Annotated in this window: 15 protein-coding genes and 1 tRNA gene; 13 read left to right on the plus strand and 3 right to left on the minus strand. The window is 57.4% G+C overall.

All coding sequences use genetic code 11. From position 1 onward, the window contains the following. The first annotated feature begins 127 nt into the window (after positions 1–127). Genes RQ935_RS04430 through fliW form a run of 3 tightly spaced genes read left to right on the plus strand, consistent with a single transcriptional unit; the run spans position 128 to position 3,536 of the window. Positions 128–2,098 carry a FlgK family flagellar hook-associated protein gene (locus RQ935_RS04430; RefSeq protein WP_311497377.1) on the plus strand — a complete coding sequence of 657 codons (1,971 nt, stop codon included), beginning with the start codon at positions 128–130 and terminating at the stop codon, positions 2,096–2,098. A gap of 5 nt (positions 2,099–2,103) precedes the next feature. Further along, positions 2,104–3,087, plus strand: coding sequence for a flagellin (locus RQ935_RS04435; protein WP_308535796.1), 984 nt, complete (start codon positions 2,104–2,106; stop codon positions 3,085–3,087). Continuing rightward, the gene (fliW, locus tag RQ935_RS04440; protein ID WP_297723213.1) at positions 3,084–3,536 is read left to right on the plus strand and encodes a flagellar assembly protein FliW; all 453 of its coding nucleotides are present in this window, start codon (positions 3,084–3,086) and stop codon (positions 3,534–3,536) included. Before RQ935_RS04435 ends, fliW begins: the two co-directional genes overlap by 4 nt. 68 nt (positions 3,537–3,604) lie before the next feature. On the opposite strand, the gene purD is transcribed toward fliW, so the two are convergent. Beyond that, the gene (gene purD, locus RQ935_RS04445; protein ID WP_311497378.1) at positions 3,605–4,867 is read right to left on the minus strand and encodes a phosphoribosylamine--glycine ligase; all 1,263 of its coding nucleotides are present in this window, start codon (positions 4,865–4,867) and stop codon (positions 3,605–3,607) included. An 81-nt stretch (positions 4,868–4,948) separates the two neighbouring features. On the opposite strand from purD, the gene tmk reads away from it, so the two are divergent. The 4 genes from tmk (at position 4,949) to RQ935_RS04465 (ending at position 8,781) form a co-directional block, all read left to right on the plus strand. Next, on the plus strand, positions 4,949–5,668 hold the full coding sequence (gene tmk / locus RQ935_RS04450) for a dTMP kinase (protein WP_311497379.1): 720 nt from the start codon (positions 4,949–4,951) through the stop codon (positions 5,666–5,668). Then, positions 5,665–7,017: a DNA polymerase III subunit delta' gene (locus RQ935_RS04455; RefSeq protein ID WP_399532000.1), complete on the plus strand. Its 1,353-nt coding sequence runs from the start codon at positions 5,665–5,667 to the stop codon at positions 7,015–7,017. The genes tmk and RQ935_RS04455 overlap by 4 nt, the downstream gene beginning before the upstream one ends. A 3-nt stretch (positions 7,018–7,020) precedes the next feature. Further along, complete coding sequence (locus RQ935_RS04460) at positions 7,021–8,589, plus strand: alpha/beta hydrolase (RefSeq protein ID WP_311497380.1); 1,569 nt, start codon at positions 7,021–7,023, stop codon at positions 8,587–8,589. 119 nt (positions 8,590–8,708) lie between these two features. Next, positions 8,709–8,781, plus strand: a tRNA-Thr gene (locus RQ935_RS04465). Between the two features lie 395 nt (positions 8,782–9,176). Here RQ935_RS04465 and RQ935_RS04470 read toward each other — a convergent pair. Beyond that, a complete protein-coding gene (locus RQ935_RS04470) occupies positions 9,177–9,317 on the minus strand; it encodes a hypothetical protein (protein WP_311497381.1) in 141 nt (46 codons plus the stop codon). A 176-nt stretch (positions 9,318–9,493) separates the two neighbouring features. Here RQ935_RS04470 and RQ935_RS04475 point away from each other — a divergent pair, with 176 nt between their 5' ends. After that, entirely contained in the window at positions 9,494–9,832 is a 339-nt protein-coding gene (locus RQ935_RS04475; protein ID WP_311497382.1) for an Lsr2 family protein, read from the plus strand. A gap of 61 nt (positions 9,833–9,893) precedes the next feature. On the opposite strand, the gene ispF is transcribed toward RQ935_RS04475, so the two are convergent. Continuing rightward, positions 9,894–10,379, minus strand: a complete 486-nt coding sequence (gene ispF, locus RQ935_RS04480; RefSeq protein ID WP_311497383.1) for a 2-C-methyl-D-erythritol 2,4-cyclodiphosphate synthase — start codon at positions 10,377–10,379, stop codon at positions 9,894–9,896. Positions 10,380–10,517: 138 nt separating this feature from the next. Here ispF and RQ935_RS04485 point away from each other — a divergent pair, with 138 nt between their 5' ends. The 5 genes from RQ935_RS04485 to RQ935_RS04505 all read left to right on the plus strand — a co-directional run bounded on the left by RQ935_RS04485 (position 10,518) and on the right by RQ935_RS04505 (position 16,582). Next, positions 10,518–11,729 carry an ATP-binding protein gene (locus RQ935_RS04485; protein WP_311497384.1) on the plus strand — a complete coding sequence of 404 codons (1,212 nt, stop codon included), beginning with the start codon at positions 10,518–10,520 and terminating at the stop codon, positions 11,727–11,729. 11 nt (positions 11,730–11,740) lie between these two features. Continuing rightward, positions 11,741–13,210: a TPM domain-containing protein gene (locus RQ935_RS04490; protein WP_311497385.1), complete on the plus strand. Its 1,470-nt coding sequence runs from the start codon at positions 11,741–11,743 to the stop codon at positions 13,208–13,210. Positions 13,211–13,375: 165 nt separating this feature from the next. Continuing rightward, positions 13,376–14,233 (plus strand): phosphatase PAP2 family protein, encoded by an 858-nt coding sequence (locus RQ935_RS04495; protein WP_311497386.1) that lies wholly within the window; start codon positions 13,376–13,378, stop codon positions 14,231–14,233. A gap of 90 nt (positions 14,234–14,323) precedes the next feature. Then, entirely contained in the window at positions 14,324–15,784 is a 1,461-nt protein-coding gene (locus RQ935_RS04500; RefSeq protein ID WP_311497387.1) for a cell wall-binding repeat-containing protein, read from the plus strand. Positions 15,785–15,952: 168 nt separating this feature from the next. After that, a complete protein-coding gene (locus tag RQ935_RS04505; RefSeq protein WP_311497388.1) occupies positions 15,953–16,582 on the plus strand; it encodes a response regulator transcription factor in 630 nt (209 codons plus the stop codon). Positions 16,583–16,587: the final 5 nt, after the last annotated feature.

Raw genomic sequence — 16,587 nt, forward strand, 5'->3', positions numbered from 1 at the left:
GAACAAGACCGCGGGGTTTTTGAAAAAATTCTTATATCTGAGCTTTTCAAGCCGATGAGCTTAAACGTGGGCGCGAGAGGCGACACAAAGATTGAGTAAGCACACAGGCTAGAGAAAGGACACTCCGATGGGTTCAACGTTTTCTTCGCTGAACGCCGGATTGACCGGTCTTTATGCAGCCCAACGTCTCATCGAGGTTTCCGGGCAGAACATAAACAACATGAACACCCCCGGCTACACCCGCCAGCGCGTCGACCAAAAAGCTCTTGGCATCGGTTCCGAACCTTCCATCTGGGCTGGATCAGTACCCCAGGGCGGCGGCGTAGAGATTACCGGGGAAAGTCGTTTGGGTGATTTCTTTCTCGACGCGAAACTCCGTTTGGAGACCGGCCGTGCCGCTTCCACAAAACAGGTTTCCAAATCCTGGAACGCGATTGAAGCGTCTATGGACGAGTTGGGCAAGATGTCTGTGTCCAACTCACTACGAAACTTTTACAAGTCCTGGGGAGACGTCAACAATTCTTCGGACAATCGTGGGGCGCGCTCGACCGCCATTGGTAACGCCCAAGCGCTCGTGACCCAGATTCAGACCGGGTACACTCATATCGCCGACCAGTGGAAGAACGCCAGGCACGAACTGGAAGCCCATGTTTCTGATTTGAATGCCACTATGGATTCCGTGGTAAACCTTAACGACCGGATTCGTAGAGGAACCTTGGTGGGCCAAAACGTCAACCACCTGATTGATGAACGTGACAAGCTCGCCCTGCATATTTCGGAGCTGACTGGGGCCACCGTGCGAAAGTCGAAGGCGATTTACACGAAAGAAAACGCCCCGCATCCGTCCATGATTGGGACTGCTTACGAAGACGGCACGATTGAAATCATGCTGTCCGGTAACTCTTTGGTCGGCAAAGACTATGCGAACCATTTTGTGGTTTCCGGTTCATATGACATGCCGGGAATCGATGCGGCTCCGCGCGAGATGTACCAAAAATCTGTCGATGCCCTTACTGCTGGCGGAAAGAGCCTGGACGATAAATTCACCCGCAACGGGGTTGAAATCCAGAAATACCAGGCAAAGGTGAGCGTATATACCGCTGCTGACACCTCCGATAAGTCGAAAATCGGCCACAAATACGTAGCCTTTTATGACATGGAGGATCATGGCAAGAAAGTCCCTGGCACCGATCAGGAGTTTGCTCTGGGCGATTTTCATCGCGATGAAGGTCCAGTGCGCTTGACCTGGGACATTGGCGGACATGAAATCGCCATTAAAGAAGGAGTCATCGGCGGTATAGCCCAAAACTTACGACCGGCCGAGATTCCCGGAGTGTCCGGAACCATCGGCAAGGGCGGCTCTTGGGCAGAAGCCGGCAAACTCTATAACGACGTGGCTACGAATATCGCCACGGAAGTCAACGCCATCCACGCCAACGATGTGGCTCAAGGCGGGAAAAACAACACCAAGACCCTTTTGACTAAAGAAGTAAAGTTTAAGCTCGCGGACCTGAGCAAAGACACGACCGATCCGAACCGTCTGGCCGACCCTGGCGTAACCATAAAGCGCAGCGACTACAAGACCGACGAGCTTTTCGACCGAGCCGTGCAAGACAAGGTAGCAGAACTCGAAAAGAGCAATCCCGGACATGCCGCCATCTACGAAACCGTAAAGGAAAACGGCGGGGACTTCTTTAAGTTTGCCGCCACCGACAACAAGCTGCCCGCCGCGATGCGCCTCAAAGTCGCGATTACTGACCCACAGGCCATCGCCGCCGGTGTAGAGACGGCTGGTATCTATGATGGTTCGGTTGCTCTGAGGCTGGGAGGCCAGCAGGACGCTCCCACTTCGGCTCTCAACGAATGGGGTAAGTCCGTAGTGGACATCGGGGTGCACGCTTCGGGAGCCTCCGACAAATACAACTTGGCAGAACAGACGCGCCACATTGCGGAGCAACAGCAAAAGAGCCAGTCCAGTGTGGACATGAACGAAGAAGTAATGAACCTGATTCGCGGCCAGCACGCCTATGCGGGCGCGGCCAGAATCACCAGCACTGTTAACCAGATGTTGGAGACCCTTATCAACTTAGGTAGGTGAGTGGCATGATTACCCGCATGACAACCTCGATGATGGCTAGTTCCTCTTTGGCATCCGTGCAGCGAAACTTCACCCGCTTGGCCGATGTTAACGAACAGATGTCCTCCGGCAAACGCATGAAGTTCGCCTCTGATGACCCGGCCTCGTCCGTTTCCTCGATGCGCCTACGCAAGGAGCTGTCCGCAACTGAACAGTACAGCCGCAACATAGACGACGCTGCCTCCTGGATGCAAACAGCGGATTCCGCCATGCTGTCCGTGTCAGATATGTACCGCAAGGCCAAGAGCACCCTGATTCACTCCGTGAACTCCGCCAATGGACCCACCTCGCTGCGGGCTCTCGCCGCAGACCTCGAACAGCAGGCTCAAGCTATCATGTCTCAGACCAACGCCACCTACCTGGGGCGCACAGTTTTCGCCGGAAACTCTGACAAGGGCAGCGTTTTCCGCCCCGGTGTTGACACTGAGGGAAACCGGATTTTCCTGCCCACCGAGACAGACGAAGTGACCGCTAAGCCCGTCAATCGTCGCATCAACGCCAACACGACACTGCCGGCGAATATGGACGGAAACCAGATTTTTGGCACCGGTACTATCAAGTGGACCGGCACCCCAGCCACCACCATCGACACTTCCAACAACCCCTCCGCCATGAACCTTCTGACAGAGGCCGCCAAGATTCTGCGCACCGGAACCCTGGAAGGCGATAATGTCGACAAACTTCTGGCTATCCAGAACCAGCTCGACAAGAAGGCCCAAGATTTGTATGAAGGCATGTCTACGTTAGGGGCACGCCACAAGCAAGTTATCGAGGCTCAAGACAACATTGTTGGGGACCTGCAAGCCGTCAAAAAACAGCTTTCAGATGTCGAAAACGTCGATATTCAAGCCGCCACGATTGAAATGTCACTGGCGAATATGGCTTACCAAGCTTCTCTTAGCTCAACTCAGCGTGTCGTGCAACCAAGTTTGCTAGACTACTTACGATGAGCACTAACGACGAAGTTACCGAAAACACTGAAACCGCCGGCGACGGCGAGGATTTTCCGATGCTCAAAATCCGGATGGTTCGGCCCATGCCGGGCCTGGAAAGCCACCTGGATTTCAGCCTGACCGCAGTGGACGAGACCGGGGTTCTATGGACTTTGAAGTCTGTTATTGACCCCAACGTTCGCCTCTTTGCGGTTCCGCCGATTGCCTTCTTTGACGGCTACACCCCGATGATTCCCTCCTCAGCGCGGGATCGCGTTGGCTTGAACAAGGGCGAGGAACCTTTCATTCTCGTCATTGTCCACCCCGCGACGGGGTCCTATCCCCACACGGCAAACCTGCTGGCACCCCTGGTGATTAATCCAGAAAACATGAATGCCTTGCAGGTCGTGTTAGAGGATCAGGACTGGCCGTTACAGGCGCCCATCGGAGACCCCAAGGAATCCTAAATTTCAGTTTTTCGGTACCAAGATGACCTTTCAGCGCCCCGGCACGAGCCGCGGCGCTAGGGTCGTTTTTAGAACTTAGCTATGTCCGTGCGGTAGTGCGAGTTCTCTAGAGCGATACTCTGCATGGCTTGGTAGGCGCGCTGCCGGGCTTCGCTCAAGTCACTTCCCCGCGCCACTACTGACAGCACCCGTCCCCCGTTGGCAATCAACTGACCAGCATCGTTAACTTTCGTGCCCGCGTGAATAATATGTACCCCCGACACCTGGCTCGCGGCGTCCAGACCGGTGATGACACCGCCCTTCACGGGCGCCTGCGGATAACCAGAGGCGGCCAGCACCACGTTCACCACGGCCTCATCGCTGACCTTGAGCTGTGGGGCCGCCGCCAGGTTACCATCAGCCGCCGCCGCCAACAGCGCTAACAAATCCGTATCCAGGCGTTCCAGCACCGACTGCGTTTCCGGATCCCCAAACCGGACGTTGAACTCGACCACCCGCGGCCCGCGCGAAGTCAGAGCCAGACCCACATAAAGCAAACCGATGAAATCGCAGCCCTGGTTAGCCAGCACATTACACACCGGGACAGCGATTTCCTGGGCAGTGCGCCGCGCCAGATCCTCCGGAGCCCACGGCAACGGCGAGTAGGCGCCCATGCCGCCCGTGTTGGGCCCCTCGTTGTGGTCGTAGGCGCGTTTGTAATCTTGGGCAGCGGGCAGAGCAACCACGTCGTGACCATCACAGATGCAGAACACCGAGGCTTCTGGACCGTCCAAGAATTCTTCGATAACGACCGCAGGTTCGTGGGGATTCGCCATCGCTTCAATGCAGGCGGCGGCGTGAGCCACGGCGGTGTCGAAGTCAGACGTCACCACCACGCCTTTCCCGGCGGCCAGGCCGTCTTGCTTGACCACGTAAGGAGCCCCGAAACGCTGCAAAGCATCCCGGGCCTCGTCCAGAGTACAGCAGGCTACCGAAGCGGCGGTAGCGACCCGGGCTTGGCGCATAATCGTTTTCGCGAACGCTTTGGAGCCCTCCAGGCGGGCGGCCAGACGTCCGGGACCAAAAACTTTGTAACCCGCCTCACGCAGAACATCGGCGACCCCTTTGACCAGGGGAGCTTCCGGCCCGACCACCACCAAGTCGGGGTGCAAAGACCGTGCCAGTTCCAACACCTGCGCCGGTTCGTCAATAACACATCTGACGTTTTCTCCGAGGGCGGCGGTGCCGGGATTACCGGGAGCAATCCACAACTTGTCCAACCGTGTTGATTTAGCGATAGCCCTGGCCAGCGCGTGTTCGCGCCCGCCGCTTCCCAAAAGTAAAACCTTCATAATCTCAGTTTAATAGCTTTTTAGACTTGTCAATAATAGGGAGCAAAATTTTGCCTTCGGGGCGGCTGTTAGGATGTGGGTATGTCGTTTACAGAAGCGCTCGGGATGGGCGAGTTTCGCCCGCAAACCAACGTTGATTTTGGCCGAGTGGTGGAGGTACGCCCCACCCAGGGTCTGTTTGTGGCTTTTGAAGGCTGCGACGGGGTAGGCAAGACCACCCAAATTGCACGGGCTTCCGCTTGGGTTCGCCAACAGGGATGGGACGTCATCGAGACGCGCGAGCCCGGCGGGACCGACCTGGGGGTGGCTCTGCGCCAACTGCTGCTGGATGCGGGGGATGTGTCGGCGCGTGCCGAGGCGCTGCTGTTTGCCGCTGACCGTGCCCAGCACGTGCACAAGCTCATTATTCCCGCTATTAACGACGGCAAAGTCGTGATTACGGACCGCTATCTGGCTTCCTCTATCGCCTATCAGGGGCACGGGCGGGAGCTCGGAGCCCGGGAAATTCGCGATTTGTCCATGTGGGCTACGGGGGGATTGGTGCCAAACCTGACGGTACTGCTAGACCTGGACCCCGAGACAGCAGCAGCTCGCCAGGCTGCCGACACGTCCCTGGGCCGTCCGGATCGGATGGAACGCGCCGGACTCGACTTTCAAAAGCGGGTTCGAGAGGATTTCCTGCGGATGAGCGAGGGTCAGGACACTTGGCTGGTCGTTGACGCGAGCCTGCCGGTAGAGGAAATCGCCACTCAGGTGCGACTGCGTCTGGCTCAGATGCTGCCGGTCATCAAGTCGTGGTGAGCCGGAAAGTCGCGGTGAACATGAGTATCAACCCCAGCGGCGGTGTGTGGGCTGAGGTAGCCGGTCAGACCCGAGCTATCTCTCAGTTCTCCCAAGCAGCCGCAGCCGCCCGGGACCTTATCGCGGCCCAAAACCGCCCTGCTGACCTTATGACCGCGCCGGAAAACGCCACGCCAGCTACGCAGACGGACGCCGGCACGAACCTCGCGGCGATGACACATTCCTGGCTGGTGGTCGGGCCGCCCGGCTCGGGGCGCTCCACCGCCGCCAAAGCCTTCGCGGCCGCCTTGGAATGTGAGGACCCGGACAATCCCGGTTGCGGAATCTGCCCGGCCTGCCGAGACGTGCGCCAAGGCACCCATGCCGATGTCAGCGTGATGACTACCGAAATGGTCGAGATCAAGTTTGATGATGTGAAAGCCCTGGTCCAGCAGGCTTACCGGCGGCCTGTCCGTGGAGAGTGGAACATCATCATCATCGAAGATTACGACCGCATGAGTGAATACAGCTCCAACCTGCTGCTGAAATCCATTGAAGAACCGCCCGAGCGTACCGTGTGGGTGCTGTGCGCCCCCAGCGCCGCCGACGTGCTCTCGACCGTTCGCTCGCGCACCCGCCTGGTGCAGCTCACCCTGCCCAGCCCCGCCGCGGTGGCGGAGCTGCTGGTTCGTCAAGATGCCTCCATCAGCCCCGAATTAGCGGCTGAAGTCGCCGCCGCCGCCGAATCGCACGTGGGACGGGCCCGGGCTTTGGCCTATGATCCGCAGCTGCGCGCCGAACGGGTGGGGATGCTGCGGATGATTTCGCAAATGAACTCCAGCGCCGAGGCAATGTGGACGGCGGCCGCCCTGGTGAAGCTCGTAGACAAACAAGCCGAGGCTCTGCGCGGCGCCAACGACCAGGAGGAACGCGCGAAAGTCCTGGAGGCTTTCGGCTTGGCGGCTGACACACCCGATTCCCGACTGCCCCGAGATGTGAAGTCAGCTCTGCGGGGAGCCAAGCTCAGCGAGACCGATGCGCACCGGCGGGCCCGGCGCGCCAGCTTCGATACTTGGGATCGGGTTTTGGGCGACATTTCGGGCTTTTACCGCGATGTTTTGCTGGCACAAGCGGGGTCCGCCCAGCCGCGTATCAATCTGTCGCGACCTGCCGGTGAGCTGGTCGATGCGTACGTGGCGAGGGTCGGGACCGGACCGCAGTCCCTGGCCGAAACTACAGCCCGGTTGGAGGCGATTCGTCGAGCGCGACGCCGCCTGATGGGAAACGGTAACACCACCCTGGACATCGAGGCGCTCTGTGTAGAACTGGCAGACCGGAATAGGGCAAAATGTAATGCGAACGGAAGGTAGAGAATGAACAAGCTGACAACAGGTTTCGGGATTGTGGCCGCCGTGGGACTGGCGCTGGCGGGGTTAGCTGGCTGCGCCCCGGAAAAACCCTTGGCGCAGCCCTCCAAACCACCCAGCCCTACCCAAACTGTGGACCAACCGAAACTCGCCGAGTATTACGCCCAACACCTGCAGTGGAAGAACTGCGGCGGCGACTTCGAGTGCGCCATGCTGGAAGTGCCCCTCGACTATGACAACCCCCAGGGCGAACACGCCATAATTGCAATGAAACGGCTGAATACCGCTAACAAAGCGACACGTATCGGGACGCTCATTATGAACCCCGGCGGCCCCGGCGGCTCCGGACTGGAAAATATGACCCCCGAAAACGTGGCATATTTCTTTAGCGACACGGTACGAAACTACTATGACGTGCTGGGATTTGACCCCCGCGGGGTCGGGTCTTCCCAGCCTGCCATCAAATGCCGCACTGACCAGGAACTTGATGAGGACAACTCGACCTATTACGACCTCTCTACCGAAGCCGGACGCGCGGCAGATATCGCCGACTATAAAGCCCTGGGGGAAAAGTGCCTAAAGAATTCCCCGCAGATGACCCGTTTTGCCAGCACGGAAAACACCGCCCGCGATATGGATATAATGCGGGCCGCGCTCGGCGATGAAAGGCTGTACTACTTGGGATTTTCCTACGGTACTTACCTGGGTGCGATTTACGCGGACCTTTTTCCGTCCCGGGTGGGACGCATGGTGCTGGACGGAGTGCTCGACCCATCCTTGGACATGAACCAGGTTTCGGCTCTGCAAGCCAGCGGGTTTGAAGCCTCCCTGCGGGAATTCGTGACGCAATGCCAGCAAAAGCACGCCAAACAGTGCCCGCTGCACGGCGACGTGGATTCGGGAATGTCCCAGATCAAATCCCTGCTGGATTCCCTGAAAACCAACCCTATGCCTGCCAAGAGAGGCCGCGAACTGACCGCCACCCAAGCCTTTACCGGGCTGATTGGCAACATGTACAACACTGCCTCCTGGTGGCAGCAGCTGTTGCCCGCCCTGTCCCAAGCCCTTAACGAGTCTGACGGCACCGGCCTTCTGAACAGTGCCGATTTTTACAACGAACGCAACGCGGACGGAACGTATCAAAACAACTCCTCCGACGCTTTCATAGTTATCAATTCACTTGACTATGAGCCGGTCGGCGACATGGCGCAATGGAAAGCAGACGCGGCAAAGATGGAGGCGGATTATCCCACCGTCGGGGAATTTTTCTCATACAGTTCCCTCGGAGCGGAAAACTGGCCAGTTAGGGCAAAAACCACGGCGAAACGCGAGGTCAACCCCCCGCTTGAGGAGGACATCCTGCTGATTGGAACCACCGGAGACCCGGCCACTCCGCTGAAAATGGCGCAGCACACCCGCCAGATGATGGACCATTCCAAACTGTTGACCGTGCCAGGCTGGAATCACACAGCATACAACTCCTATGCGCCGGGCTGCGTCAAAACCATCACCGACACTTACCTGGTTTCGGGCAAAATCGAGGCCACGGGCAGCAGCACCTGCCAGCTGGATTAGGCGTGCCCGCGGCACCTTGGTACCGGTAGCGGGGTCTGTTACCGGCCTGCCACCTGCCTGCCACAGTTTGGAACAGCCCGTTTTTCAGGCTAAAATGGAACCCGCGCATTTTGCGCACCGCCGCCTTAGCTCAGTCGGCAGAGCGATTCACTCGTAATGAATAGGTCGAGAGTTCGATTCTCTCAGGCGGCTCCGTGTCTTTCATTGATATTCCAATGAAAACCGCTTTCGATTAAGTCGAAAAAATCAAAATGCCAATACCCAGCCAATAAGAGATTTAAAAACGCTGCTGTATTCCTCACAATGTTGCCCTAGAGAGGCACCTCTTACCGTTGTAAAACCGCAACGCAAGTACTGTAGAATCGCAACAAAATGCCCTCTAAACCTCGCTGACGTGCAGAATCGTTTCATGATGACTTCCACGATTCTGCCAAGGATGGGTCGCCATCTTTGGATAATGATTTGTAGAGGTTCACGAGTGAAGATATGGAACTTGCGGGAATCGGTAATGCCCGCCTGTGGCTGGATATGCAGACAGCCTATGAGCTTGCGCAGGGTCACAGTGAAGAGACCCCAGTTTCCACACCCTAGAGGTATTTCTGTGCAATTTCAGTGCCAGAAATTATTTCAAAATCGGCTGTAAGCTCTGCTTTTGCTGCTTTCCAGGCCGAAAAATCAAGCTCGTCTGAAAATCCTCTTCCGGGCTTAATACCGAATTGTATTTTCATAATAATGACAGCTAGTTGCCGGGAACTAAACCTTAATTGAGCCACTAAATGCGGCAGACAACCTTAATTCATCAAACTTCCTATTCTGAAAATCGTTACCGTCCGGGGTTGAATTATTTATTCATCGATGTCTAATATAGAACTATTCATTCACTCATACTTTTGGAGGGCGCCACATGGCCAAGAAAGTTAAAACCATTCTGATTGACGATATTGACGGCTCGGACGCGGACGAGACGGTCACCTTTGGTTTGGACAATGTCAACTATGAAATTGATTTAAATGACACCCACGCGAAGGAACTGCGCGACAGCCTGGCACGCTGGATTAAGTCTGGACGTAAAGTTTCCGGCCGCCGCCGCCGCGGAACTGCCCCGGCGGTAAACAGTGAGATTCGCGAACTCAACCGCCGCGTGCGCGCTTGGGCTAGCAAAAAAGGAATTCAGGTCAACGACCGCGGCCGCGTTCCGCAAAAACTCATCGACCAATACCGCGCCGCAACCGGCAATAACTAAGGGATATTTCGCCTCGAAAACATACGTAAGGACTGACCGTCCGGCCTATTGCGGCGAAACTTTATTTTCGACGCAATAAACAAATTGCCAGGGCGGCCAGTCCTTCCTTATTCCCTGTAAAACCCATGCGATCAGTCGTCGTGGCTGAAAAAGACACCGGCGCCCCCAGGATATTCCCCAACGCCGCCTCAGCTTCAGCGTAGCGCGGGCCGAGCCGCGGCTCCTGACCGATAACAGTCACGCTGGCATTGATTACCGCCCAACCGGCCTCGTGCAGCATCTGCATCGCCGCGCTCAAGAACACTTCCCCGCCGGCTCCGGCAAACTCCGGACGCGACACCCCAAAGTTGGTGCCCAAGTCGCCCAACCCGGCGGCCGTGAGCAGGGCGTCGGTCAAGGCATGGGCAGCCACGTCACCATCCGAATGCCCCTCCAGCGGCGCATGGGCAGGAAAAGACAGGGTCCCCACCTTGAGCGGGCGGCCCGCCACCGGCTCACCGGCAGCAAAACGATGCGCGTCAAAACCTTGGCCAACTCGGAAATCCATGAATAAAATCCTAATTGGAATGTTGGTGGTATTTCACCCTTTTGGGTGGTGTATTCCCCTGACCAGCACTTTAGTCTGGGGATTGTAGCGAATTTTGCTCATCCCCAAGCGGATACAAGCTAAGGAGGCCAGTCAATCGTGAGCGATGTGCAGCTAAAATGTCCGTCCTGCGGTGCTCCCATTAACTTTGATGTGCCCAGCGGCAAGATGAAGTGCAGCTTTTGCGGAGCTTCATTCACAGTCGAGGAGGTCAACCAGTTCAACGGTATCTCCCAAGCCAACGCGGAACTCGATGCCGCGCACGCGCAACAGGCGGGGACTTCCGGCGCCGGCGGCTCCGGCGCTGCCGGCGGGGCGGGCGGCGTTTCCCCCACCCCGGAAACCCAGATTTCCACCACTCCTGCCGAGGGACAGCCCGGCTGGGTGGAGCCTCCGCCCACCTATCTGGACGAAGCGACCGGACAGAAAATGGCTCAGTTCCAATGTAATTCCTGCGGTGGGGAGATCATCGGTTCGCCCGACATGGTCAGCGCCCGATGCCCCTGGTGCAACAACAACTTCGTGGCGACCGGACAGCTGACCAGCACCCGCGTCCCCGACCGGATGATTCCTTTTGCAATGACCAAAGAACAGGCCTTGGAGGCTTTCAAAGCCAACATGAAGGGGCTGAAACTCATTCCCAGAGAGTTTAAGCAGGTCAGCGTCGACGACATCCAAGGCGTTTACGTGCCTTACTGGCTGTATGACGCAACGGTCGCCGGCGAAGGCAACTTTAGTTGCGAAAACCTCCGCACCTGGACCGATTCGGAATACGAATACACCCAACATCAGGAATATCAGGTGTACCGCAGCGCCAACGTTGCTTTCCTGGACGTGCCGGTGGCGGGCACCACGAAAGTCACCGATAAGCTCACGGAATCCATCGAACCTTTTGACTACACCAAGTCGGTCGCGTTTTCCCCCGCCTACCTGACGGGCTTCATGACCAACAAATATGACGTGGAGGCGCAAGACGCCAACCCCCGCGCTTTGGAACGCATGAAAGACTCCACCGAGGAAGTGCTGCGGAACTCAATCAGCGGCTACGACACAGTCTCGACAATCAACACTTCCATCCAACCGGCTTTCGGGGAACTCGAATACGTGTTCCTGCCGATGTGGCTGATGAATGTTGATTTCCAAGGCAAAAACTACAACTACGCGATGAACGGGCAAACCGGCAAGTTCGTGGGTACATTCCCGGTATCCGAGCGCAAGTACTGGGGCGGCCTGATTGGGATTGCCATCCCCATCGCCATCATTTTTGGTGCCATCTTTATTCCGTTCCTGATGCCGTGGTTTTTCGATTGAGGTTAGAAATCATGAATATGCGTAAGAAAATCCTTTTTTCCGCCGGCGCACTAGCGGTGGCGTTGGCTCCGGCGGTTGGTTTCGGCCTGCCCGAGGCGGCGGGCGCAGAAGTCAGCCCGGTCGCGTTTTCCGTGTCGGCCCCGGAGCGCGGGGTGGTGCGGGGTGAAACGTCCAACCCTGAGTTTATCTATGACGACGGGGATTATTTGGATGCCAACCAAGAAGCCAGGTTGAGAAACATTGCGAAAGCGGTCTGGCAGACTTCCGGTCACCGCATTATCTACATTTCCACTACTGATCCGGCAATGGAAGACGACCCCGAAGCCTGGCTCGACGATTACGCCAAGACCCACAATATTTCGCTTGACTCCGTCATTTTGCTGACCGGAGACGTGAACTACACCACCGCTGACGGGCAAACCTCCGACGCGATTTCCGACGCGGACTGGGAACAGTTGCTGAAAAAGTATAAATCCGCGGAAAACACATATTCCAAGCGTGCCGACAGTTTCTTTATGACTTTCGCTGATTACCTGAACAAGCATCCTTTGGAAAGAGCGGGTAGTCCCGCGGCGGCGTCACAGCCGGCCAAACCGACACCGCCGACGGAGCAGGAAACCCCGGCAGCCAGCAACGAACCGGCTGATTCCGCGAACCTGACTCAGACCGAATTAGGCGACATCATCGAATTCCCTGATGAGGGACAGGTGCCTTACGTAGGCGGACAGCCAGATGCGAAATCCGCGGCGCCTTTCATCCGCGACCATTCCGGTGTATTTAGCAAATCAAACATTGCTGGCTGGGAAAAGCAGATGACCGCCCTGGCTGAGAAGTATGGGATTGCACCCTATATCGTGACCGTGGACGATTTCGATTATCAAACCCCGGAACAGTGGGGAGCGAACTACTACAACGCCAACCAGCTTGGCTTGGGGGAAAAGGACGCCAACGGGGTACTCATGGTAATCAACCCCACCTCGCGCGATTTGTGGTTCATGGGTCACGGAGATGGTGAAAAGGCTTTTACTGTTTATGGCATCGAAAAGCTTTACTACCACGTCAAAGAGCCCTTGGGCGATGACGACTGGGACGGCGGCGTAGATGTCTACCTGGCCCAAGTAGCGGATTACCTGGAACAATGGAAAGCCGGGACACCGTACAGTGAGAGCCATCCACTGCCTCACCCCATGACCCTGGAGTCCACCGCTGCCGGTGCCGCCGGGGCAGCAGCCCTCGGTGGCGGTGCCGGCACCCTGGTGATGCGACGGATCAGGAAAAAGCACGATACGGCGCAGCTGCAGTCGGGAGCGACCTATTACGTCGTGCCTGGTTCGGACCAGATTACGGGCTCCAACGATGTCTTTGTGAACGAATACACAACCCAAGTCGCGCGTCCCAAGAGCAGCGACAGCTCCGATTTCAGTGGCGGCTCGTTCAGTTCCGGGGGTACGTCGTTTAGTTCCGGGGGCGGTAAGTTCTAAGTTCACGGCCCAAGGCCGGTGGCGTGGCGTACCCAGCGATGTTACGTGTCCGGTGACACCGCGACACACCGGTAACCGCGGTACCCGTGCGCGAACCCCGCTTGTGAACAGGCGCGACACGCAACGCGCTGGCAACGCCCTGAATAACCAACCTAAGATTGACTCGTGAGTGAGGTTTCGGCGCCGCGACTAACCCGCAACCAGTTTTTCCGACTGGTTGCGGCGGCGGTCTGCGCAATCCTCGCCGCGCTCATCGCCCTCCAGTCCCTCGCTACAGTCAAGGGGCAAAACTTCGACGGCCTGACTCGATTTGCGGTCAGCCGCGGCAAGCCGTACCTGTTCGGAGCCGACACAGCGGCGCTGGACACGATTTCTATGGGTGCCCTCATCGCCCTGACCGGGGTGGTATTTCTGATAGCCGCCGCCAGAAAACGGCGTGAACTGGGAATCCGTGTGCTCATTTTGGTGGCGGGCGCGAACCTGACCACCCAGGTCCTGAAACACTGGATTATTCACCGCCCCGCCTTGGGCGTGGACTATCAAGGCTTGGTAAACTCACTGCCCAGCGGACACACCACGGTAGCGATGACGGCCGCGATTGGAATCGTCATGGTCGTCGTGCCCAAGTGGCGTTCCGTAGCCGTGTTTATCGCCTGGCTCACCACCAGTTTTGTCGGTATCGCCGTGATGCTCAACCAGTGGCACCGCCTCTCCGATGTGCTCACCGCGATTCTCATTGCCACCGCCTGGGGTTTGGTGCTGACTCCCCGGGAAGCCACCGACCGACGTTTCGGACACACCCACCGCGTTACCCTGTTGGTTTCCCTGGCCGCGACCCTCATCGGGGCCAGCGGAATTGGCGTGATTTGGCTGCGGACTACAGACATTCCCCTTTCCGAGGCCGCCCTGCATGCCGCCGCCCTAACCCCGCTGGGTCTATTGACCGGGGGCGCCTCCGTGCTGACCATCATCGGCCTGGCCGGCTTGGTCCTGGCGATGGTCAACACGCAAGCTCGCCATTAAAACCGGCCGGGACGATTTCACCCTTTTGGGTGGTTACTGGCACGCGGCGCACCGATAGCCTGTGAGAGTCCGTTATATCAGGAGGTAACCATGAATATTTCTTTCCCAAGTTTCCCCTCTCGGTTCAGTCGGGCCGGAGCAGGATTCGCGGTGGCGGCATTGGCTGTCGCCGGTTTGTTGGTACCCGCGGCGCAAGGCGTCGACACCGGAGATACCTACGCCGCTAACAACTGTATCGCGTGGGATCGCCTGGGCGGGGCGAACGCAATAGAGACTTCCGACCTAGTGGCCAATCGCGCCTACCCGGCGGGTTCACCCCATTTCCTGGTGGCTTCCGCGCGAAACCCAGTTGACGCGCTGCCCGGCGGCGCCTTGGGCGTGGGGCCTATCCTCCTCACCGATGGTAAGAGCTGGAACCTCGAAACTCTGGCAAAATATCAAAATGTGACGATACTTGGCGGCTACGGGGCGGTCGAGGAGCTGGCGGAAACATTTTTTGACGAACACGGCATCTCTAGCTCCCGACTGCAAGGCCCTGACCGCAACGCCACCGCCACCGCTATTGCCGATCGCTGGGTAAAAGTTCACGGCCAACCGACTCATGTCTATGTCACCCGCAATACCGGGACCGGTTCACCCGATGCCGTAGCCGCTTCCGTGGTCCGAGACGGACCCATCTTGACCTTTACGAGTGCTGCGAGCTTGCAAGCCGCGGCCGCGAAAATCCAGGCAATGCACCCCAGTCAGGGCGTAGTCATTCTGGGTGGTGAAGCGGTAGTGTCCACCGCCGAGGCAAATATCCTGGCCGGAGGCTTACAGCTGAATCGCCTCAGCGGGATGAATCGCTACGAAACGTCTAGAGTCATTGCGAGTTGGGTGGCGCAAACCCGCCCGGTTCACCACATCTATCTGGCCAGCGGTCACGCTTTGAAAGATGCCATGGTGGCCGGAGCCTTCAACGATGGGGTCATCCTGTTGACCCCGCCGGATGGTTCTGGAATCAATGAATGGGCACGGATGATGAACGCGGACGGCATCACGGTTGTCGGTGGAAGCGGCGTGGTTCCCGATAGCACCGCACAAATTGCCGCCTGCGGTGAAACTGCTGGAATCACCAATTCCCTGGTCCAGGGGCTGCTGTACCCCCTCGGCACCGATCAGGCCTGCACTACCGCGAGTTGGAACGCGGCGGAATCTCTGGGCATGATGGAACAAATGCCGAACGCTGAAAATGCCTGCTGGCAAAAGCCGACGGGTACACACATCAGCATTCAACACCGTGGAGACTATTTCTCTGACGGTTTCCCCGATGCCATAGTCTATGTCAGCGATGTGGACGGAACGATGGTGTTCCTGGTGGTTTATAACCCCGCAAATCCGAGCCACCCCTACGTATCCTACCTGTGGGGCGGCAATGGTGATTGGGGTTTCCGCGTGGTGGAACAGTCTTCTTACCCCCTGTTTGAACCGCTTTCCGACGGACAAGTGGTCAATCAGCTTACCGTAGAGGATATCGGCGGCAAGCCGAAAGTCGTGCAGCCGGTCAGCTAAAACTGGCACTGTAGCGAAAGCGTTGGTGGTGGGGATTCTCAGAACCCCCACCACCGCTTTTTGTTCCAATTCAGCCCAAAGAGTCCTGCGCCCTGATAAAATTTGCAAGCAACAGACGGCAGGGCTTCACCGCAGTCACAGACAGGAAAATCGGAAAGGGAAAGGCAATTGACTCGGATAACCATTGTGGAGGATCAAACTATCCTGTTGGATTCCCTCGCTTCCGCGATTGATGCCGAGGACGATTTTACCGTTGTCGACAAACTGAGCGATGCTGCCGCGATTCACGCTTCGGTGCGGATTCACCCCGTCGACCTGGTGCTGATGGACGTGGTGACGGAAAATTCTTCTGGCCTGAGCGAATCGGCCAAACTTAAGCGGGACCACCCCAACCTCAAGGTCGTCATTTTCACTGCCATGCCTGATGCGGCTTTCGTACAGGAAGCCCAAGAGGCCGGGGTCGATTCTTTTGTGTACAAAACCATTTCCACCCCCGATTTGTTGGCTGTGCTGCGTTCAACCATGCAGGGTAACTCCAGTTTTCCCGGTGCCGCGGCCCTGCCCAGTTTTGGCGCCAACGAGTTGAACCAGCGCGAGATGCAGGTGCTGCGCCTAGTGTGCGCGGGTTATGCGCGCAAGGAAATCGCGAAAAAGATGTATTTGAGCGAAAACACCATCAAGTCCTACATCACCCAGCTGCTGGCGAAAAGCGGTTTTTCTTCTGTGGCACGCCTGGCGTTGTGGGCGGTTTCCAGCGGCTACATCGTGGTCCAAGACAATGACGCGGACTGTGGCTGAATCGG

This window comes from uncultured Mobiluncus sp. (genome assembly GCF_963511525.1).
In the GTDB taxonomy this organism is placed as follows: Bacteria; Actinomycetota; Actinomycetes; order Actinomycetales; family Actinomycetaceae; genus Mobiluncus.